Here is an 18,454-nt window from a genome sequence, read left to right as displayed (position 1 = left end):
CCGAAGCACTCGGCATCAACCCGCGCGAGGGAGTCGCCGGGGCCGTCATGCCCCGAAGGCGAACGAGCCATCAGTACGAAGAGGTGGGGGCACAGCAACGCCATGGCACAGGGCACGGTCCAGGTGACGCACACCGGTACATCGCGGTGGCGCCGCCGCACGGGTGAGTATGCTTCGCTCGCCGCCGCCCTGGAGGCCGCGGCCGACGGCGACGTCCTCACCATCGCTCCCGGCACCTACCGGGAGAACCTCGTCGTCGAGCGCCCGGTGACGCTGCGCGGCCCGGAGGGCTCGCCCGGCTCGGTACGCATCGCGCCCGTGGACGGGGTGCCGCTGACCGTGCGTGCCTCGGCGGTGGTGCAGGACCTGCACGTCGAGGGCCAGGACGGGGCCGCGCCCGCGCTCCTCGTCGAGGAGGGTGCGCCGGAGCTGCTGGACGTCCGGATCGTCACGCGGTCCGCGGCGGGGTTCGAGGTGCGCGGCGGTGCCCGTCCGACCGTGCGGCGCTGCACCGTCGACAACCCGGCCGGCAACGGCATCGCCATACTCGACGGCGGCGGTGGGGTGTTCGAGGACTGCGAGGTGATGGCGGCCGGGCAGTCCGGTGTCGCGGTGCGCGGTGGCGGGCACCCCCGCCTGGAGCGCTGCCGGGTGCACCACGCCTCGGGCCCGGGCCTGATGGTGACGGGTGAGAACTCCGCGCTGGAGGCGGTGGGTTGCGAGGTCTACGAGGTGCGCGGCTCCGGCGTCCAGGTCACCGGGCACGGCACGGCGCATCTCACCGACTGCGAGGTGCACCGCACGAACGCGGACGGTGTCACGCTGGACACGGACGCCGTACTCACGCTCGCCGACTGCCGCATCCACGACATCCCGGAGAACGCGGTCGACCTGCGTTCCCGCTCGGTGCTCACCCTGACCAGGACGACGGTGCGCCGATTCGGGCGCAACGGTCTGTCGGTGTGGGATCCGGGCACCCGCGTGGACGCCAACCAGTGCGAGATCTTCGACAGCACGGGCGACTATCCCGCGGTCTGGGTGAGCGACGGCGCCACGGCGGTCCTGGACTCCTGCCGGGTTCACGACGTGCCGGACGCGCTGTTCGTCCTGGACCGCGGCTCCCGCGCGGACGTGGTGGACAGCGACCTGTCCCAGGTGCGCAACACGGCCGTGTCGGTGAGTGACGGCGCGACGGCGCAGCTCGACGACTGCCGGATCCGGGAGGCGGCCACGGGCGCGTGGTTCCGCGACCACGGCAGCGGCGGCACGCTGAACAACTGCACCGTGGACAGCACCCAGACCGGCGTGATCGTCACCAAGGGCGCCGACCCCACCATCGAGCGCTGTGTGGTCGACTCCCCCTCGGAGGCGGGGTTCTATGTGTCGGCCGGGGGCCGCGGCAGTTTCCTGGGCTGCCGGGTGACGGGCAGCAGTGGCTACGGCTTCCATGTGATCGACGGCTGCCGTACGACGCTGACGAAGTGCCGTACGGAGCGCTGTGCCCGCGGGGGCTACGAGTTCGCGGACGCCGGCCCCGACGCGGGGTCCGGCACCGGCCCGGTCGTGGAGGACTGCACCAGCGACGAGAGCGGCTCGGTCCGGCCGGCCCCGGCACGGGAGACGGCCGTGCAGCCGTCGACCGCCTCCGCCGGCCTGCTGGGCGGAATCCCGGGGCAGCGCAGCACCGAGCAGGAACCGATCGTCGCCGCCGCCGAGCCGGAGAAACCGGTGCGGACCTCGAAGGCCGTGCTGGGTGAACTCGACGCGCTGGTCGGCCTGGACAGCGTCAAGCGCGAGGTCCGTGCGCTCACCGACATGATCGAGGTGGGCCGGCGCCGGCAGCAGGCCGGTCTGAAGGCGGCCTCGGTCAAGCGCCATCTGGTCTTCACGGGCTCCCCCGGTACCGGCAAGACGACGGTGGCCCGGCTCTACGGCGAGATCCTCGCCTCCCTCGGCGTGCTGGACAAGGGCCACCTGGTCGAGGTGTCCCGCGTCGACCTGGTCGGCGAGCACATCGGCTCCACCGCGATCCGCACCCAGGAGGCCTTCGAACGAGCCCGTGGCGGCGTGCTGTTCATCGACGAGGCGTACGCGCTCTCGCCGGAGGACGCCGGTCGGGACTTCGGCAAGGAGGCCATCGACACCCTGGTGAAGCTGATGGAGGACCACCGGGACGCGGTGGTGGTGATCGTCGCGGGTTACACGGCGGAGATGGAGCGGTTCCTGTCGGTCAACCCCGGTGTGGCCTCCCGCTTCTCACGGACCATCACCTTCGACGACTACGGCTCCGAGGAGCTGCTGCGGATAGTGGAACAGCAGGCCGAGGAGCATGAGTACCGGCTGACGCCGGGCGCGTCGGAGGCGCTGCTGAAGTACTTCACGGCGATCCCCAAGGGCCCCGCGTTCGGCAACGGCCGTACCGCGCGCCAGACGTTCGAGGCGATGGTGGAGCGGCACGCGAGCCGGGTCGCCCAGCTCGACGAGCCGAGCACGGACGACCTGACCCTCCTGTACGCGCAAGACCTCCCGGAGCTGCCCTGAGCGCAGCCGCTCCCCCGCCGTGAGTTCCGCCCCGGCGCTCCGGCTACTCCCGCGTGCGCGGCGCCGGCAGCTCTGGCCGTAGCCGGGCCAGCAGCCGCTGCCGTTCCTTCGCGAAGGCCGGGTCGGCCTGGTAGTCGGAGTGGCCGAGGATGGGGGCCGGGAGCGGGTGGCGGGCGGTGCGGCCGTACGTCAAGGGGTCCTTGAGCGGCTCGCGGTCCACCTCCGGGCCGCAGTCCCCGGGGAGGCGGATCGGGCCGCCGATGGGGTCGGTGAGGCGGTGGAGGTTGCGCCAGCAGGCGACCTCGCGGTGCAGGGAGCTGAGCGCGGCGGGGCCGAAATGGGCCGGGAACCAGCGGCCGTACAGGCGCTCCAACGGGGAGCCGTATGTGAGGAGTGCGACCCGCTTGCGGACGGACGGCGTCAACTGCCAGGCCGCGGCGGCCGCGAGGACGCTGCCCTGGGAGTGCCCGGAGAGCACCAGGCGTCCGCCGGTGCGCTGCGTCCAGGTCGCCATGCGCCAGGTCAGGTCGGGCACCGCACGCTCGGCATAGCAGGGCGGCGCGAAGGGATGGGCGGCGCGCGGCCAGAAGGTGCCGACGTCCCAGAGGATGCCGATGGTGCGCCGTGCCGAGGCGTCCTTGTAGGCGCGGCGGCCCCAGGTGACGAACAGGATGAAGCCGAGTCCGACGAGCCAGGAGCCCAGCGCCTGCGAGGTTTCTGCGGCGCCCTGCACGACGGCGTACGCCTGCCGGCTCGCCTCGCCGGGAGTCTTCCCGGTGGCCCCGGCGCCCACCAGTGCTCCGGCACCCAGCACGAGCGTGCCGACGGACACGACGGTGACGACGAGGGGCGCCCGGTCGGTGAGCGCGGCCATCGCCCGCGTACGCGCGATGCGGCGCGTGCGGGTGGGCTCCCCGGGCTCGGCGTGGTAGTCGCGTTCCACGCTGCGCTGCTCGGCGCGGCTGAGTTGCCAGGTCCGCCAGGACAGCCAGCCGATCAGCGCGAGCAGGGCCACGAGGAAGGGCGGGATGATCGAGGCCTGCCAGGTCAGCAGCACGGGCGGACCGGGAATGGAGGCGTGGGTGCCGTCCAGCCAGTCGGCGACGCGCTGGGCGACGCCACCCGAGAACACGCCGCCGAGGGCGCAGGCCAGCAGGGCGACCGCGGGTCCGCCGAGTCCGCGCATCGCGGAGCGCGGCGCGAGGGATGCGTCTCCGGCCGGAGCGGGGCCGGGAGTTCTGGCCTGGGCGCGGTGCAGGGTGTGGGCGACCACGCCGAGGGTGATGACCAGCACGCCCTGGGCCAGGGCGAGGCAGCCGAAGGTGGCGTCCCCCGCGAGCCGGCCGGCCGAGTGCCAGCCCGGCCGCGACCAGCCGGCGTACAGCAGCGTGAGCAGCAGCAACGCGAGGGCGCCGAGCGGCAGTCGGCGTACGAGGTGTGCGTCGAGCTCCCGGTCGAGCCGGTTCTCGGTGCGGCCCCGGCGGCAGACCACCCACACAACGAAGGCGGCCGCGGCACACAGCGCCGCGCCCAGCAGCCAGCCGAGCAGGTCCAGTGTCGCGGAGCCGCCCGGCTGCCGGTCGAAGCGAGCCGTCGGGGCGATGAGCGCCGCCGTGACCGTCAGCAGTCCGGCCGCGGTGTGGGCGGCGCTCAGCCAGGCCACCAGCCGGCGCCCGTACCAGAAACCGGGGCTGCCCAGCGAGGTGTGGGCGGTGTGGTCGTCGGGCCGGGGGTCGCGGTCCATCGGCTGGTGGGACTCGTAGGTGCTCCAGGTGCGGTGCGAGAGGTACCAGAGCAGGCCGGTGAGTGCCGTGGGCAGCAGGGCGGCCAGGGCGAGGCGGCGCCCGGGCAGGCTCCACCAGCCGTCGCCGGAGACGGCGGGCGAGAGGAAGCCCAGCCAGGAGTGCCGCCGGGCGCAGGCGCCGACGCCCGCGCACTGCCAGGCCGTGAGGTCCAGGGCGACCTCGCAGGCCGCCGCCACCAGCAGCACCGTCAGGGTGAGCCCCGCGAGCCGCACCAGCAGCCCGTACAACCGCGCCGTGGTCTTCCGGCCGGGTGCGATGGGGCGCATCCAGTGGGCGAGGTTGACCACCATGAAGGGCAGCAGCAACAGCCACAGGGCGCGGGTGCTGTTGCCGGAGGTGAGGTTGCACCAGACGTACGCCTCGGGCACCGGCCGGCCCCGGTAGTCCTCGGGTCTGGCCTCCGCGTCGACGTCCTCGGCGCGCCGGAAGACGGCTGCCGTGTCGTCGCCGGTGATCCGCACCGTGCGCGGATCGTCGAGCATCTTCTCCGGTGTGGTGCCACCCACGCCGTGGACCAGGAGTTCCAGGTCGATCTCGGTTTCGCCGGCCCGGTCGGAGCTGCTGTCCGTCTGGGCCGCCGCGGCCTCTTCCTGCGCACGTTCCACTTTTCTCGCACATCCCCCGTGATTCGGCGACGACATCTGTGCGTGCGGCCACCAGGATTCTCCCCTCTCGCTGTGCGTACACCTCTCGTCACGGAATCTCCCCGATCCGGGTGGCACTTCTGGCAGCCGGCCCGGGTGGCATCCGGCGGGGCGCAGGGTGTCCGAAGGGCGTGCGCGCGGGCGGACGGGTGGTGGCGCAACCGGGTCCGAGCCGTGAAAAGATGGGACGCCCGCGCACCGGAGCCGGGCAGAACGCGCTGGTCGGAGCGGGGACGACGGGTGTGTCGGACGGTTTGAGGCGAAAGGACCGGAGCGTACGTGAGCGAGAATCAGAACCTCCTCGCGGAGCAGCGCCGCGCCCTGATCCTCGACGAGGTCCGGCGCCGTGGCGGGGTACGGGTCAACGAACTGACCCGCAAGCTCGGGGTGTCGGACATGACCGTGCGCCGCGACCTGGACGCGCTGGCCCGCCAGGGCGTGCTGGAGAAGGTGCACGGCGGCGCGGTGCCGGTGGTCGAGGCGAGCACGCACGAGCCGGGCTTCGAGGCCAAGTCGGCGCTGGAGCTGAGCGCCAAGGAGGACATCGCGCGCGCCGCCGCCCAGTTGGTCACGCCCGGTACGGCGATCGCCCTGTCGGGCGGTACGACGACCTATGCGCTCGCACACCAGCTCCTGGAGGTGCCCGACCTGACCGTGGTGACGAACTCGGTGCGGGTCGCGGACGTCTTCCACTCCGCGCAGCGCATCTCGGGGCAGCGGCAGGGCGCGGCCACGGTGGTGCTGACCGGCGGGGTGCGCACCCCGTCCGACTCACTGGTGGGGCCGGTGGCCGACCAGGCCATCGCGGCGCTCCACTTCGACCTGCTGTTCCTCGGCGTGCACGGGATATCGGTCGAGGCCGGCCTGTCTACGCCGAACCTCGCCGAGGCCGAGACCAACCGGCGGCTGGTGCAGTCGGCGCGGCGGGTCGTGGTGGTCGCCGACCACACCAAGTGGGGGACGGTGGGCCTGAGTTCGTTCGCCACGCTGGATCAGGTCGACACGCTGGTGACCGACACGGGCCTGCCCGCCGAGGCGCGGGCGGAGATCTCCGAGCATCTGCGGCGGCTGGTGGTGGCGGGCGAGCCCGAGGACGGCGCCGACGTCTGACGTCCAGTGAGAAGGACGTCCGACGGTCTCAGTCCGGCCACACGCCCGTCGCCAGGAGCGAGTCGATGGCGGCCGCGTACGGCCCGATGTCCAGGCCCTGCTCCTCCAGCCACGAGTCGGAGTAGTACTTGTCGAGGTAGCGGTCCCCGGGGTCGCACAGCAGGGTGACCACGCTTCCCGTGCGGCCCTCGGCCACCATCTCGGCGATGATCTTCAGGGCGCCCCACAGGCCGGTGCCCGTCGAACCGCCCGCCTTGCGGCCGATGGCCTGTTCCAGAGCGCGTACGGCGGCGACGGTGGCCGCGTCCGGGACCTTCATCATGCGGTCGATGGCGCCCGGCACGAAGCTCGGCTCCATGCGCGGGCGCCCGATGCCCTCGATGCGCGAGCCGTGGTCGCAGGTGACGTCCGGATCGCCGGTGGTCCAGCCCTCGAAGAAGCAGGAGTTCTCCGGATCGGCGACGCAGATACGGGTGTCGTACTGCATGTAGTGGACGTAGCGCGCGATGGTCGCGGACGTGCCGCCCGTGCCCGCGGTGGCGACGATCCACGCGGGCTCCGGAAACCGCTCCAACTCCAGCTGGCGGAACATGGATTCGGCGATGTTGTTGTTGCCGCGCCAGTCGGTGGCCCGCTCGGCGTAGGTGAACTGGTCCATGTAGTGTCCGCCGGTCTCGGCCGCGAGGCGGGCGGCCTCCTCGTACATCTTGCGTGAGTCGTCCACGAAGTGGCACTGCCCGCCGTGGAATTCGATCAGGCGGCACTTCTCGGCGCTCGTCGTGCGCGGCATGACCGCGATGAAGGGCACGCCGATCAGCTTCGCGAAGTACGCCTCGGAGACCGCCGTCGACCCGCTGGACGCCTCGATCACCGGGCGGTCCGGCCGGATCCAGCCATTGCAGAGGCCGTAGAGGAAGAGGGAGCGGGCGAGCCGGTGCTTGAGGCTTCCGGTCGGGTGGGTCGACTCGTCCTTCAGATACAGGTCGATGCCCCAGTGTTCGGGGAGCGGGAAGCGCAGGAGATGTGTGTCGGCCGAGCGGTTGGCGTCGGCCTGGACCTTGCGGACGGCTTCTTTGAGCCAGCCGCGGTAGCCGGGGTCGGTGTGGTCGGCGTCGAGGGTGGCGCCGGTCCGGGTGTGCGGGGTGGTGCTCACGGCGGGGCTCCTTCTGCTTCGCGCCACGCTGGACGCCGACGGCGCCTGGCATGGCCGCCGCTTTGAGGATAGACACCTTGCGCACGCTTCTCACCTGCATAAACACACCTTTGAGCGTCCCAAAGATCCGCCTGGGGCAGAGCTCGGGGGGCGTTGGGGGCGCAGGCACGCGCGCGCTCCGGACGCATCCGGCGAGCGGGCCGTGCGTACTGGTGCCGGGTGGCGCTCGGGGGCAGACTGCACCGGACGGGGCGAACCTTTCGAGCGGGGCCACCCGTTGGGACACGGGGACGACAGACGACACCATTCGCATCACGCCGGACCGCCGCCCACGCGACGTCCCGGTCCGGCGCCGGCGCACACGCGAGGGGGCGGGACAGGATGACGGAGCCGGAGTTCAGGGCCACGGGCGTACGGATCGGGAAGCGGCTGCGTTCGCTCACCCGGGCCGGGCAGGTCCGGATCAACGACGGCAGGCTGGAGTTGCTCACCAGTTACGGAAGCGAGATCGACAGCGCGCCGATCCGGGCGGTGCGTGCGTCGAGGCCCTGGTTCGCCCCGGACGACCGGGCCCTGGCCGACGTCAACGGCACGCGGTATCTGCTCACACTGGGCGAGCACGATCCCGCTCCGGGCGCGCCCGGCCCGCCCGCGGCCCGCCGGTTCATCGAGGCGGTGCGCAGGGCGGCGGGGCGCCGCGGTTGAGCGGTACCGCCGTACGGTCGGTTACCGGTGGGGCAGTCGGCGACTTGCGGGACCGCATGCGCTGGGTCACGCTGGTCGTACGTCACTCTGGGTTTACCGGCGATAACGCTGCGAACCAGCCAGCCGGCCATGACAGCAGGCGGGTGCTGGGACGCATGCCATCCTGCTGGATCCGTTCTCCGTGTTCTTCCGGACCTCACGTCGGGGAGTCGCAGTCGTGATCAGTCATCCAAGCAGGCACTGCACCGTGGAGCTTCAGGCCCTTCCCTCGCGGATCGGCCAAGTCCGCAGAATCGTATCTGCGCAGTTGCGCTACTGGCATCTGGACCCGTTGATCGACCGGGCCGCGCTCGGTGTGACGGAATTGCTCACCAACGTCCACCAGCACGCCCGGCCCGACAAGTCGTGCACCGTCGAGATAGAGCTGCTGCTCGACCGGCTCACCGTCTCGGTACGCGACCACGATCCACGCCTCCCGGTGGTGGCGGACGCCGATGAAGCGGTCGGCGTCGCCCCGCTGGACACCTGTGGCCGCGGCCTCGCGATCGTGGCCGCGGTGAGCGAGAGCTGGGGCGTGCGACCCGACGGCGACAACGGCAAGGTCGTGTGGTTCACGCTGCCCGCCGCCTCCGAGGCGAAGTCGCGATCGGCCCGTCCGCCGCGCCGTGCGGCCCAGAAGCCCGCGCCCCTGTTCGTGGAGCTCGATCCCGCGCCCCGCGCGCCCGCTCCCGCACATGCTCCCGCCCGGTCGGCCGTTGTCGGCTGACCGGGCGGTGACCTACCCGTACTGACGCTCACTCATGTCGTACGCCCGACGGCGGCGCCCGCCGTCGCGGCACCCGGTGAGCGTGTCCCCGCACTCACCGGGTGCCGCTGCCTCACGTCGGCTCACTCGGTGGCGATGGCCCGCAGGATGTCCAGGCGGGCCGCCCGCCTGGCCGGGCGCAGCCCCGCGAGGGCTCCGGCCGCGAGGCCCACCAGGGCGACCACCGCGAGTCGCCCGGGCGGGATCGCGAAGGCGAAGGCGCTGTCGCTCGCACCGTCCGAGGCCTTCACCAAGACCCAGCCGAGGAAGGCGCCGAGGCCGAGGCCGCCGACCGTGCCGAAGGCCGCGACCAGGACCGACTCCCAGCGGACCATGGCCCGCAGTTGGGACCGGGTCTGGCCGACGGCCCTGAGCAGGCCCAGTTCGCGGGTGCGCTCGTGCAGGGCGAGGGTCAGCGTGTTGGCGATGCCGAGCAGGGCGATGAGCACCGCGAGGGCGAGCAGCGCGTAGACCAGCGTGAGCATCATGTCGATGCCGCCGGCCGAGGACTGCGCATAGTCGTCGCGGGTCTGCACCTGCGGGTCGCCGTACCGCGCGGCCACCTTCTCGACGGCGGCCTTGCCCGCGGCCGTGTCCACACCGGACCGGAAGGAGACGGCGACCAGGGTGTCCGAGTCCTGGGTGCGGTGCGGCGCCCAGGCGGCGCGCGTGATGACGTAGTCGCCGGCGAGTTCGGACTGGCCGTAGACCGCGCGGACGGTGAAGTCCTGCTTCTTGCCGTCGGTGAAGGTGAGCCGGGCGGTGTCGCCGGTGGTGAGGTGCTGCCGGTCGGCCTCCTTCTTCGTGATCGCGATGCCGTCGGTGCCGAGGTCGCGCAGCGAGCCCTGGACCGTGCCGAGGTCGAAGGTGCGGGCGAGCGCGGCCGGGTCGGTGACGGTCAACGCCCGTCCGCTGCCGTCGACCTGGGCGACGCCGTGGCCGAGTCCGACCGCGGTGTCCACCTCCGGCAGCCGCTGGAGGGCTGGGGCCAGCGCGGGGCTGAGCCCGCTGCCGCCCGCGCCGAACGACGGGGTGCTGACGGCGACGTCGCCCGCGAAGGAGCGCGACACGGTCTGGTCCATGGTGGCCTTGAGCGAGGCCCCGAACACCGTGAACAGCGAGACCACGGCCACGCCGATCATCAGCGCGCTCGCGGTGGCGGCCGTCCGCTTGGGGCTGCGCAGGGCGTTGCGCCGGGCGAGTCCGCCGGTCACGCCCCGCAACCGGTCGAGCGGGCTGCCGAGCATCCGTACGGCGCCGGAGGAGGCGACCGGGCCCAGGACGACGAACGCGACCAGTGCCAGGAAGGCACCAAGTCCCGCCAGCCATACGGACGGTGTGACCAGGACGCCGGTGAGCGCCACCGCGACCGCGAGCGCCGCGAGCCCCATCCCGGTGACGGCGCGGACGCGGGAGGCGCCCGAGGCGTCGACGGAGGTCTCGCGCAGCGCGGCCAGCGGGGCGGTGCGTCCTGCGCGTGCGGCGGGCAGCAGTGCGGAGCCGACGCAGACGGCGATGCCGACCGCCAGCGGTACGGCCATCGACAGCGCCTTGATCACCAAGTCGCCGTCGGGGAAGGGGAATCCGATGGCCGGGAACAGCGCCTGCAGCCCGGCGGCGATCCCGACGCCGCCCGCGAGTCCGGCGGCCGACGCGGCCACCGCCACGACGGACGCCTCGACGAGGGTCGACGCGGTCACCTGGCGGCGGGAGGCGCCGAGGGCGCGCAACAGGGCGTTCTCGCGGGTGCGTTGGGCCACCACGATGGCGAAGGTGTTGTGGATGGAGAAGGTCGCGACCAGCAGGGCGACGCCGGAGAACACCAGCAGGAAGGTGGTGAAGATGCTCAAGAACTGGCTGGAGATCATGTCGGTGTTCTCCTGCGCCGACTCCTGACCGGTGATGGCCTCGACTCCCTTGGGCAGCACGGGAGTCAGCCGGTCGACCAGTTCCTTCTCACCGACGCCCGACGCGGCCCGCAGCTGGATGCTCGCCGCCTGGCCGGGCCGGGCGGTGAGGTACTTCTCGGCGTCGGCCTGCGTCATACCGGTGAAGGTCACCTGTCCCATGCCGTCCGCGCCGCCGAAGGTCGCGAGGCCGACGACGGTCACCTTCACGGGGGCGGGCGTGCGCAGCGTGGTCGTGTCGCCGATCTTCAGGCCGGCCTTCTCGGCGGCACCGCGGTTGACGACGACCTCGCCGGACTTCGCCGGGGCGCGGCCCTCGGCGAGCCGGTACGGGTTGAGCTGCGGGTCGGTGATCCAGTTGCCGGCGAGGGTGGGCGGGCCCTGGCCGCCGACGGGCTTGCCGTCGGCGCCGACGAGTTGGCCCGCGCCCTGGATGGTGGGGGCGACGGCAGCAACGCCCGGGACCCGCTGAAGGGTGCTGACCAGCGCCGTGTCGACCGGCTGCCGTACTCCCAGCGCCTCCCCCGGTGTGGTGATGACGTCGGTGCTGCGCACGACGGCGTCCGTGCCGCTGGTCGCCTCGCCGAACATGGAGTCGAAGCTCGCGCGCAGCGTGTCGCCCATGACCATGGTTCCGGCCAGGAAGGCCACACCGAGGAACACCGCGAAGAACGTACCGGCGAAGCGCCGCTTGTGGGCGCGCAGCGAGGACAGGCTCAGGCGCAGCGCGGCGTTCATGACCGCACCTCGAAGGCCTTCATACGGTCCAGGACCGAGTTCGCGGTCGGGGATGCGATCCGGTCGACCAGGCGCCCGTCCGCGAGGAAGACCACCTCGTCGGCGTGGGCGGCGGCGACGGGATCGTGGGTGACCATGACGACCGTGCGCCCCGTCTGCCGTACGGCGCTGCCGAGGAGCCCGAGGACCTCGCCGCCGGAGCGGGAGTCGAGGTTGCCGGTCGGCTCGTCGGCGAAGACGACGTCCGGGCGCCCGGCGAACGCCCGGGCCACGGCGACGCGTTGCTGCTGGCCGCCGGAGAGTTCGGAGGGGCGGTGGTGCAGCCGGTCGCGCAGCCCGACGACCTCGACGAGCGCGTCGATCCACTCGGGGTCGCCCCTGCCGCCGGCCAGGTCCAGCGGCAGCGTGATGTTCTCGGCGACCGTCAGCGTCGGCACCAGGTTGAACGCCTGGAACACGAAGCCGACCCGGTCGCGGCGCAGCAGGGTCAGGCGCCGGTCGTCGAGGGAGCCCAGGTCGGTGTCGCCGATGTAGGCGGCGCCCGAAGTGAGCGTGTCGAGGCCGGCCGCGCAGTGCATCAGGGTGGACTTGCCGGAGCCGGAAGGGCCCATGATCGCCGTGAAGCGTCCGGCGGGGAAGTCCACGTCCACGCCGTCCAGGGCGCGTACGGCGGTGTCGCCGCGGCCGTACACCTTGACGGCGCCGACGACCCGAGCGGCGATCCGCGCCGCGGTCCCGGTCGCCTCGTCGTTCTCCGTGGTCCCGGTGGCCTCCGTGGTCATGCCGCACCGCCCTTCCCCGCCGTCCGGCCGAACTGCTCGTCCAGGACGGAGAGCCGGCGCCAGTACTCGTCCTCCTCGATCTCGCCGCCCGCGAAGCGCCGGCCGAGGATCGCGATCGGCGAGTCGCCCGCCGGGCGTGCCGTGTCCGTCGCGTTCATCGTCCGCCACGGTGCGCCGCGGCCTCGCCAGACCGTGCGGCGCAGGACGGTCACGGCGCCGGCCACGACGGCCGCCCAGACCAGCGGGAAGAACAGGATCCACGGTCCGGGGCCACCGTCCCAGTTCGCCAAGGTCTGCATCTCGGTTCAGCTCCTTTCGTCTCCCTCTGCGGAAGCGTCTTGTGCTGCCTTTCGGTGATGCTTCGAGACTGGCCCCACGGAGGGGTCCGGGTCGTCGTACGGCCAGCGGCAGTGGGCGTACCTCCCGGGGAGTACGCGGGCGGCGCGCGGATCCTCCCGGAGGTGGCCTCCGAACAGTGGAAGGGCAGCGGGATGTGTACCTACGGGTGGCACCGGCAAAGGGCAGGCGAAGGCTTCCGGCTCGACGGCGAGGAGAGCGCCGCGGCCGTGCAGGGCGGTCACGCCCGGGAGTCTCCGTGCGGCATCACGGCTGAGGAGCGAGCGACCCCAGCGGATCGTCCAGTACCGGCTGCCAGGCCAACTCCGCGGCGCCGACCAGGCTGTTGTGGTCGAGGGTGCAGGCGAGGAGGGGAACTCCGCCGCTCTGGCCCCACAGGCTGCGGGCGGCGACGACCGCACGGAGGCGGTCGGGGGCGGCCTCGAAGAGGGTGCGGTGGAGGCCGCCGAGGATGACGCGGTCGGGGTTGAGGATGTTGACCAGTCCGGCGAGGCCGAGGCCGAGGCGGTCGATCAGGGTCTCGGCCGCGGTGCGGACGGCCGGGTCGGCGTAGTGGTTGCGCAGCAGGTCGTCGGCCTGCTGGAGCAGGGACATCTCGGGGCCCGGGTCGCGGCCCGCCTCGACCAGCAGGGCCAGCGGGTCGGCCTCGACGTCCAGGCAGCCGCGGCTGCCGCAGTGGCAGGGACGGCCCTGGGGGTTCACCGTGAGGTGGCCGACTTCCAGCGCCAGGCCCGAACTGCCCGTGTGCAGGCGCCCGTCCAGGACCAGCGCGCCGCCGACGCCCCGGTGTCCCGTGGCCACGCACAGCAGGTCCCGGGCGCCGCGCCCCGCGCCGTGGCGGTGCTCGGCGAGCGCGGCCAGGTTGACGTCGTTGGCCGCGAAGGCCTGACCGGGGATCCCGGCCGCGCGCAGGCACTCGGCGAAGATCCGGCGGACCGGCGCGCCCACGGGCCACGCCAGATGCAGCGGGTTGAGGGCCAGGCCGTCGGGGTCGGCGACGGCCGACGGTACGGCGAGTCCCGCGCCGACGCAGCGGCGTCCCGTCGTCCGCAGGAGGTCGGCGCCCGCCTCCACGACGGAGCCGAGCACCTTGGCGGGGTCGGCGTCGACCGTCTCGCAGCCCGGTGCCGTCGCCACGATCCGGCCGCCCAGGCCCACCAGCGCCGCCCGGAAACCGTCGGCGTGCACCTGCGCGGCGAGGGCGACCGGCCCGTCCTCGGCGACGGTGAGCCGGTGCGAGGGACGCCCTTGAGAGCCGGCCGCGGCCCCGGGCCGGGCGTCGACGCGGATCAGGCCCAGCGCCTCCAGCTCGGCTGCGACCGCGCCGGCCGTCGCCCGGGTCACGCCCAGTTCGGCGGTGAGCACGGCACGCGTGGGTGCACGTCCGGTGTGGATGAGCTCCAACGCGGGTCCGAGCGCGCCGCGCCCCCGGTCCAACCGCGTTCTCGAGGTGGTGCCTTCCCCCGTCGTCCGGGGTTCCGCCTTGCCGCTCATGAGGGTGAGTCTCCCATGATCCGTGGGCTACACGACCGGCTCGGTCACCGGGAAGCCACTCACGCGCAGGGTGACGTTCAGGCGCCCGGCCAGCCCGAGCGCGGGCGGCGCCGTGCCCGGGTACACCCGCGGCACCCCGTGGTACGCGAGCCGGGAGTCCCCGCCGAAGACGAACAGGTCACCGCTGCGCAGCTCGACGTCCGTGTAAGGCCTCGCCCGCGTCCGGGTGTTGCCGAAGCGGAAGACGCAGGTGTCGCCGAGGCTCAGCGACACCACGGGCGCCGGTGACTTCTCGTCGCTGTCGCGGTGCATGCCCATGCGGGCGTCGCCGTCGTAGAAGTTGATCAGCGCGATGTCGTAGGCGTACGACTGCGGTGTTCCGCTTGCTTCGTACGGCGCCGGTGTGCGGCCCCGCGGTCCGAGCGCCTCGGCCACCGCGCGGCGCCCCAGCTCGCCCAGCCACGCCGGGAAGGTCTTGACCGGCGCCCCGTCGCCGTCGACGACCGTGCGGGCGTAGGCGTACGGGTACCAGTGCCAGCCCAGGCACACCTGGCGCGCGGTCATGGTGCCGCCGCCGGGCGTGCGGACCGTGCGCAGGCCGGCCGGGGGACGCGCCCAGTCCCGGCAGGCCGCCAGCAGCTCGCGCTGCGCGTCCGGGTCCAGCCAGTCCGGCAGGTGCACGGCGCCGGGGGCGATCTCGGCGCGCGCCCTGGGGAACAGTTCGGCGTCCATGGGCTCCATCGTGCCCGAAGGCCCGCCCGAGCGGCCCTGAGCTGGGGCTCCGCTAGCCTGGACGCACGATGAACGAGCGTATGACGACTCCGTGGGGCGAGCTCGAGCTGTCCCGCTTCCCCGAGGATTCGCGTGACCGGCTGCGCGCCTGGGACGCCTCCGACGCCTACCTCCTGCGGCACCTAGCGGAGGAGCGGGTCCCGCTGACCGGCACGGTCGCGATCGTCGGGGACCGCTGGGGCGCGCTGGCCACGGCGCTGGCGGAGCACCGGCCCGTGCAGATCACCGACTCGTTCCTCAGCCAGGAGGCGACGCGGGCGAACCTCGCGCGGGCCGGCGTCGAGCCCGGTGCCGTACGCCTGCTCACGACGCAGGACGCGCCGCCCGAGTGCGTGGACGTCCTGCTGGTACGGGTGCCGAAGAGCCTGGCGCTGCTGGAGGACCAGCTGCTGCGGCTGGCCCCGGCCGTGCACGAGGGCACGGCCGTCATCGGCACCGGCATGGTGAAGGAGATCCACACCTCGACGCTTCAGCTCTTCGAGCGCGTCCTCGGCCCGACCCGGACCTCGCTCGCCCGGCAGAAGGCCCGGCTGATCTTCTGCACCCCGGACGCCTCGCTGGAACGCCCCGCCAACCCGTGGCCGTACAGCTACGCGCTCCCGGACGGCGTCGGACCGGTGTCCGGGCACACCGTCGTCAACCACGCAGGCGTGTTCTGCGCCGACCGGCTCGACATCGGCACCCGGTTCTTCCTCGGGCACCTGCCCGACAGCCGGGGGGCACGCCGGATCGTCGACCTGGGGTGCGGCAACGGTGTCGTCGGTACGGCGGTGGCGCTGGACAATCACGAGGCCGAGGTGCTGTTCGTGGACGAGTCGTTCCAGGCCGTGGCGTCGGCGGAGGCGACGTACAAGGCGAACGGCGTGCCGGGCCACGCGGAGTTCCGGGTCGGGGACGGGCTGGCCGGAGTGGCGCCGGAGAGCGTGGACGTCGTCCTCAACAATCCGCCGTTCCACTCCCACCTGGCGACCAGCGACGCCACCGCGTGGCGGATGTTCACCGGGGCGCGGCGCGCGCTGCGGCCGGGTGGCGAGCTGTGGGTGATCGGCAACCGTCATCTGGGCTACCACGTGAAGCTTCGGCGCCTGTTCGGCAACTGCGAACTCGTCGCCGGGGACCCGAAGTTCGTGGTGCTGAAGGCCGTCAAGAAGGACTGACGTCCGCTGCCCTGCACCACGGGAGCGGTGGTCAGAAGGAGAAGTACCTGGCCACCGCCCAGCCCCGCTCCGCCGCCCTGCCGTAAAAGACCCGTAGCTCCTCGTGGTCCCGGGCCAGGTGCTCGCGCGGCGGCTCACCGAGCCGGGACGAGGGCTGTTGCCGCCACTCCTCCCACAGGTCCGGGAACGACACCCCCTCCAGATACGCCGCCGCGCGCGCCACGTCCGGCGGGTCGAGCGCCACATGGCCCGGGCCGCCGCCGGGGTCCGGTATGTGTCTCCCGCCGAAGACGGCGAACTCCCCGTCGCCGGCCGACTGCGACGGGGTCCGGTAGAGCTCGTTCAGCGGGAAGAAGTCGTGCTCCAGCCACACCGCATCACCTGCCCGGACCCGTCGGCGCAGCTCGTCGAACTCCACGTCGAAGAGGGCCTCGAAGTCCGCCGCCTCCGCGGGCAGTTCGGAGGGGGCCAGCGCCTGGAAGTAGATCCACATACTCATGCTGCGGCAAACTACCCGGCACCACTGACACCGGTGCCCTCAGCGGCGATCGGAGCCGGGTCCCGCGACGACCCCGATGAGCCGCTCCACCTCCCGTACCATCGCCTCCCGCCCCGCACGCAGGTACGGGCGTGAGTCCACGGCCTCCGGATGGGCGGCGAGAAAATCCCTGACCGCACCGGTCATCGCCTTGTTGAGCGCGGTGCCGACGTTGACCTTGGCGATGCCGCCCGCGACCGCCTCGACCAGTCCGTCGTCCGGCACGCCGGAGGAGCCGTGCAGGACGAGCGGTACGGACAGGGTGGCGGACAGCCGCTTGAGGAGATCCTGGTCGAGGGCGGCGGTGCGGGTGGTCATGGCGTGCACACTGCCGACGGCGACGGCCAGCGCGTCGACGCCGGTGTCGGTGACGAAGGCGCGGGCCTCGTCGGGATCGGTACGGGCGCCGGGCGCGTGGGCGTCCAGCGGAGGCTTGCCGTCCTTCCCGCCGATCTGCCCCAACTCCGCCTCGATCCACAGGCCTCGGGCGTGTGTCCAGGCGACGGCTGCGCGGGTCGCGGCGAGGTTCTCGGCATACGGCAGGCGGGCCGCGTCGTACATCACGGAGCTGAACCCGGCGTCGGGCGCCTGGCGCAGCAGGTCGTCGCTCTGTACGTGGTCGAGGTGCAACGCCACGGGCACGGAGGCCCGTTCGGCCGCCGCCGTGGCGGCGCGGGCCAGCGGGAGCAGCCGCCCCTGGCGGAACTTGACCGCGTTCTCGCTGACTTGGAGGACGACGGGCGCGCCGGCCGACTCCGCGCCCGCGATGACGGCCTCGACGTGTTCCAGGGTGATGATGTTGAACGCGGCGACGGCGGAGCGCCCTTCGGCGGCGCGGGTGACCAGCTCGCCGGTGCGTGCGAGGGGCACGACGTTTCCTTCCTGGGGGCTGAATCGCGTCTGTCAGGGTGTCCGTCGTGGTGTCGGTCAGGGCGTGAGGATCACCGAGCGCGTGAGGTGGCGCGGGCGGTCCGGGTCGAGTCCCCGGCGCGCGGCGACGGCCACCGCGAGACGCTGGGCGCGGACCAGTTCCGCGAGCGGGTCGAGGGTGCCCTCGATCCACAACGCCCCCGTGTCCCGCACCTGTTCGGCGAGCCCGTCCGGCGCCTCGCCGAACATCCAGGTGGCGGTGGACCGGGTGGTGACGCTGATGGGGCCGTGCCGGTACTCCATCGCCGGGTAGGCCTCGGTCCAGGACAGTGACGCCTCGCGCATCTTCAGCCCGGCCTCGCTCGCGAGCCCGACGGTCCAGCCGCGGCCGAGGAAGGTCCACTGATCGCAGTCGACGAGCCCGCCCGGAAGGGGAGTTGAGAGGGCGGTGCGGACGTCGGCGACCGCGGCCTCCGTGTGCAGGCCCAGGTGGGCGCGGAGCAGGGTGAGGGCGCTGGTGGCGAATCTGGTCTGGACGACGGATCGTTCGTCCGCGAAGTCCAGCACCACGATGTCGTCCGCCGTCGTCATCACGGGTGTGTCCGGATCGGCCGTGACGGCGGTGGTGCGCGCGCCTCCCCTCAACTGGCCGAGCAGATCGAGTACTTCGGTAGTGGTACCGGAGCGGGTGAGGGCGACGACACGGTCGTACGAGCGCCCGTGCGGGAACTCGGACGCGGCGAAGGCGTCGGTCTCACCCTGTCCCGCGCTCTCCCGCAGGACCGCGGCCGCCTGTGCCATGAAGTACGACGTGCCGCACCCGACGATCGCCACCCGCTCCCCCGGCTCCGGCAGGGTCCCGCCGGAGTGCGCGGCCTGCGCCGCCGCCCGCGTCCAACAGTCGGGCTGGCTGTTCAACTCATCCTCGATATGGCTCATTTCGTCCTCGATAGGGGTCATGCCGCCACTGCCCTGATGATTTTTCCTGCAAGGTATAACCGGCTTTCGAGCACAAGCAAGCATCTGCACCCCGGCGAAGGCCGTCGGGGTCGCGGA

The 18,454-nt window shown here is 72.8% G+C and carries 15 protein-coding genes; 5 read left to right on the top strand and 10 right to left on the bottom strand.

Annotated elements, in window-relative coordinates; translation table 11 throughout:
- Positions 1 to 102: 102 nt before the first annotated feature.
- Positions 103 to 2,541, top strand: coding sequence for a right-handed parallel beta-helix repeat-containing protein (locus ABZ910_RS15685; protein ID WP_361364267.1), 2,439 nt, complete (start codon positions 103 to 105; stop codon positions 2,539 to 2,541).
- A 43-nt stretch (positions 2,542 to 2,584) separates the two neighbouring features.
- On the opposite strand, the gene ABZ910_RS15680 is transcribed toward ABZ910_RS15685, so the two are convergent.
- Positions 2,585 to 4,951: a hypothetical protein gene (locus tag ABZ910_RS15680; RefSeq protein WP_361364264.1), complete on the bottom strand. Its 2,367-nt coding sequence runs from the start codon at positions 4,949 to 4,951 to the stop codon at positions 2,585 to 2,587.
- A gap of 318 nt (positions 4,952 to 5,269) precedes the next feature.
- Here ABZ910_RS15680 and ABZ910_RS15675 point away from each other — a divergent pair, with 318 nt between their 5' ends.
- Positions 5,270 to 6,100, top strand: a complete 831-nt coding sequence (locus tag ABZ910_RS15675) for a DeoR/GlpR family DNA-binding transcription regulator (RefSeq protein ID WP_361364260.1) — start codon at positions 5,270 to 5,272, stop codon at positions 6,098 to 6,100.
- 28 nt (positions 6,101 to 6,128) lie between these two features.
- On the opposite strand, the gene ABZ910_RS15670 is transcribed toward ABZ910_RS15675, so the two are convergent.
- The gene (locus ABZ910_RS15670; protein WP_361364257.1) at positions 6,129 to 7,253 is read right to left on the bottom strand and encodes a PLP-dependent cysteine synthase family protein; all 1,125 of its coding nucleotides are present in this window, start codon (positions 7,251 to 7,253) and stop codon (positions 6,129 to 6,131) included.
- A 381-nt stretch (positions 7,254 to 7,634) separates the two neighbouring features.
- Between ABZ910_RS15670 and ABZ910_RS15665 the strand changes: the two genes are divergently transcribed.
- Positions 7,635 to 7,958, top strand: coding sequence for a hypothetical protein (locus ABZ910_RS15665; protein ID WP_361364254.1), 324 nt, complete (start codon positions 7,635 to 7,637; stop codon positions 7,956 to 7,958).
- A gap of 217 nt (positions 7,959 to 8,175) precedes the next feature.
- The gene (locus tag ABZ910_RS15660) at positions 8,176 to 8,724 is read left to right on the top strand and encodes an ATP-binding protein (protein ID WP_361364251.1); all 549 of its coding nucleotides are present in this window, start codon (positions 8,176 to 8,178) and stop codon (positions 8,722 to 8,724) included.
- A 122-nt stretch (positions 8,725 to 8,846) separates the two neighbouring features.
- Here the strand turns inward: ABZ910_RS15660 and ABZ910_RS15655 are convergent, their stop codons facing one another.
- From ABZ910_RS15655 to ABZ910_RS15635, 5 genes are all read right to left on the bottom strand, one after another.
- Complete coding sequence (locus ABZ910_RS15655; RefSeq protein ID WP_361364248.1) at positions 8,847 to 11,408, bottom strand: FtsX-like permease family protein; 2,562 nt, start codon at positions 11,406 to 11,408, stop codon at positions 8,847 to 8,849.
- Positions 11,405 to 12,190, bottom strand: a complete 786-nt coding sequence (locus ABZ910_RS15650; RefSeq protein ID WP_361364245.1) for an ABC transporter ATP-binding protein — start codon at positions 12,188 to 12,190, stop codon at positions 11,405 to 11,407. Before ABZ910_RS15650 ends, ABZ910_RS15655 begins: the two co-directional genes overlap by 4 nt.
- Positions 12,187 to 12,489 carry an SHOCT domain-containing protein gene (locus tag ABZ910_RS15645; RefSeq protein ID WP_361364243.1) on the bottom strand — a complete coding sequence of 101 codons (303 nt, stop codon included), beginning with the start codon at positions 12,487 to 12,489 and terminating at the stop codon, positions 12,187 to 12,189. The genes ABZ910_RS15650 and ABZ910_RS15645 overlap by 4 nt, the downstream gene beginning before the upstream one ends.
- Before the next feature lie 304 nt (positions 12,490 to 12,793).
- Positions 12,794 to 14,041, bottom strand: a complete 1,248-nt coding sequence (locus ABZ910_RS15640; protein ID WP_361364240.1) for an ROK family protein — start codon at positions 14,039 to 14,041, stop codon at positions 12,794 to 12,796.
- 27 nt (positions 14,042 to 14,068) lie between these two features.
- Positions 14,069 to 14,773, bottom strand: coding sequence for an alpha-ketoglutarate-dependent dioxygenase AlkB (locus ABZ910_RS15635; RefSeq protein WP_361364237.1), 705 nt, complete (start codon positions 14,771 to 14,773; stop codon positions 14,069 to 14,071).
- Positions 14,774 to 14,853: 80 nt separating this feature from the next.
- Here ABZ910_RS15635 and ABZ910_RS15630 point away from each other — a divergent pair, with 80 nt between their 5' ends.
- Complete coding sequence (locus tag ABZ910_RS15630; protein ID WP_361364355.1) at positions 14,854 to 15,990, top strand: methyltransferase; 1,137 nt, start codon at positions 14,854 to 14,856, stop codon at positions 15,988 to 15,990.
- A gap of 31 nt (positions 15,991 to 16,021) precedes the next feature.
- Here ABZ910_RS15630 and ABZ910_RS15625 read toward each other — a convergent pair whose 3' ends face one another.
- Genes ABZ910_RS15625 through ABZ910_RS15615 form a run of 3 tightly spaced genes read right to left on the bottom strand, consistent with a single transcriptional unit; the run spans position 16,022 to position 18,337 of the window.
- Positions 16,022 to 16,489, bottom strand: coding sequence for a DUF1877 family protein (locus ABZ910_RS15625; RefSeq protein ID WP_361364234.1), 468 nt, complete (start codon positions 16,487 to 16,489; stop codon positions 16,022 to 16,024).
- Positions 16,490 to 16,528: 39 nt separating this feature from the next.
- A complete protein-coding gene (locus ABZ910_RS15620; protein ID WP_361364231.1) occupies positions 16,529 to 17,398 on the bottom strand; it encodes a class II fructose-bisphosphate aldolase in 870 nt (289 codons plus the stop codon).
- 57 nt (positions 17,399 to 17,455) lie between these two features.
- On the bottom strand, positions 17,456 to 18,337 hold the full coding sequence (locus tag ABZ910_RS15615; RefSeq protein ID WP_361364228.1) for an SIS domain-containing protein: 882 nt from the start codon (positions 18,335 to 18,337) through the stop codon (positions 17,456 to 17,458).
- Between the last annotated feature and the right edge of the window lie 117 nt (positions 18,338 to 18,454).

It is taken from the genome of Streptomyces sp. NPDC046805, assembly GCF_040645355.1.
In the GTDB taxonomy this organism is placed as follows: domain Bacteria; phylum Actinomycetota; class Actinomycetes; order Streptomycetales; family Streptomycetaceae; genus Streptomyces.
Note: the sequence above shows the minus strand (reverse complement) of the source record. Positions and strands in the feature narration are given on the sequence as shown.

What these genes read in the sequence shown, in the direction of transcription:
- ABZ910_RS15685 (WP_361364267.1), top strand. Translation starts at nt 103, where the DNA reads ATGGCACAGGGCACGGTCCAGGTGACGCACACCGGTACATCGCGGTGG.
- ABZ910_RS15665 (WP_361364254.1), top strand. Translation starts at nt 7,635, where the DNA reads ATGACGGAGCCGGAGTTCAGGGCCACGGGCGTACGGATCGGGAAGCGG.
- ABZ910_RS15655 (WP_361364248.1), bottom strand. Translation starts at nt 11,408, where the DNA reads ATGAACGCCGCGCTGCGCCTGAGCCTGTCCTCGCTGCGCGCCCACAAG.
- ABZ910_RS15650 (WP_361364245.1), bottom strand. Translation starts at nt 12,190, where the DNA reads ATGACCACGGAGGCCACCGGGACCACGGAGAACGACGAGGCGACCGGG.
- ABZ910_RS15645 (WP_361364243.1), bottom strand. Translation starts at nt 12,489, where the DNA reads ATGCAGACCTTGGCGAACTGGGACGGTGGCCCCGGACCGTGGATCCTG.
- ABZ910_RS15640 (WP_361364240.1), bottom strand. Translation starts at nt 14,041, where the DNA reads ATGAGCGGCAAGGCGGAACCCCGGACGACGGGGGAAGGCACCACCTCG.
- ABZ910_RS15635 (WP_361364237.1), bottom strand. Translation starts at nt 14,773, where the DNA reads ATGGACGCCGAACTGTTCCCCAGGGCGCGCGCCGAGATCGCCCCCGGC.
- ABZ910_RS15630 (WP_361364355.1), top strand. Translation starts at nt 14,854, where the DNA reads ATGACGACTCCGTGGGGCGAGCTCGAGCTGTCCCGCTTCCCCGAGGAT.
- ABZ910_RS15625 (WP_361364234.1), bottom strand. Translation starts at nt 16,489, where the DNA reads ATGAGTATGTGGATCTACTTCCAGGCGCTGGCCCCCTCCGAACTGCCC.
- ABZ910_RS15615 (WP_361364228.1), bottom strand. Translation starts at nt 18,337, where the DNA reads ATGAGCCATATCGAGGATGAGTTGAACAGCCAGCCCGACTGTTGGACG.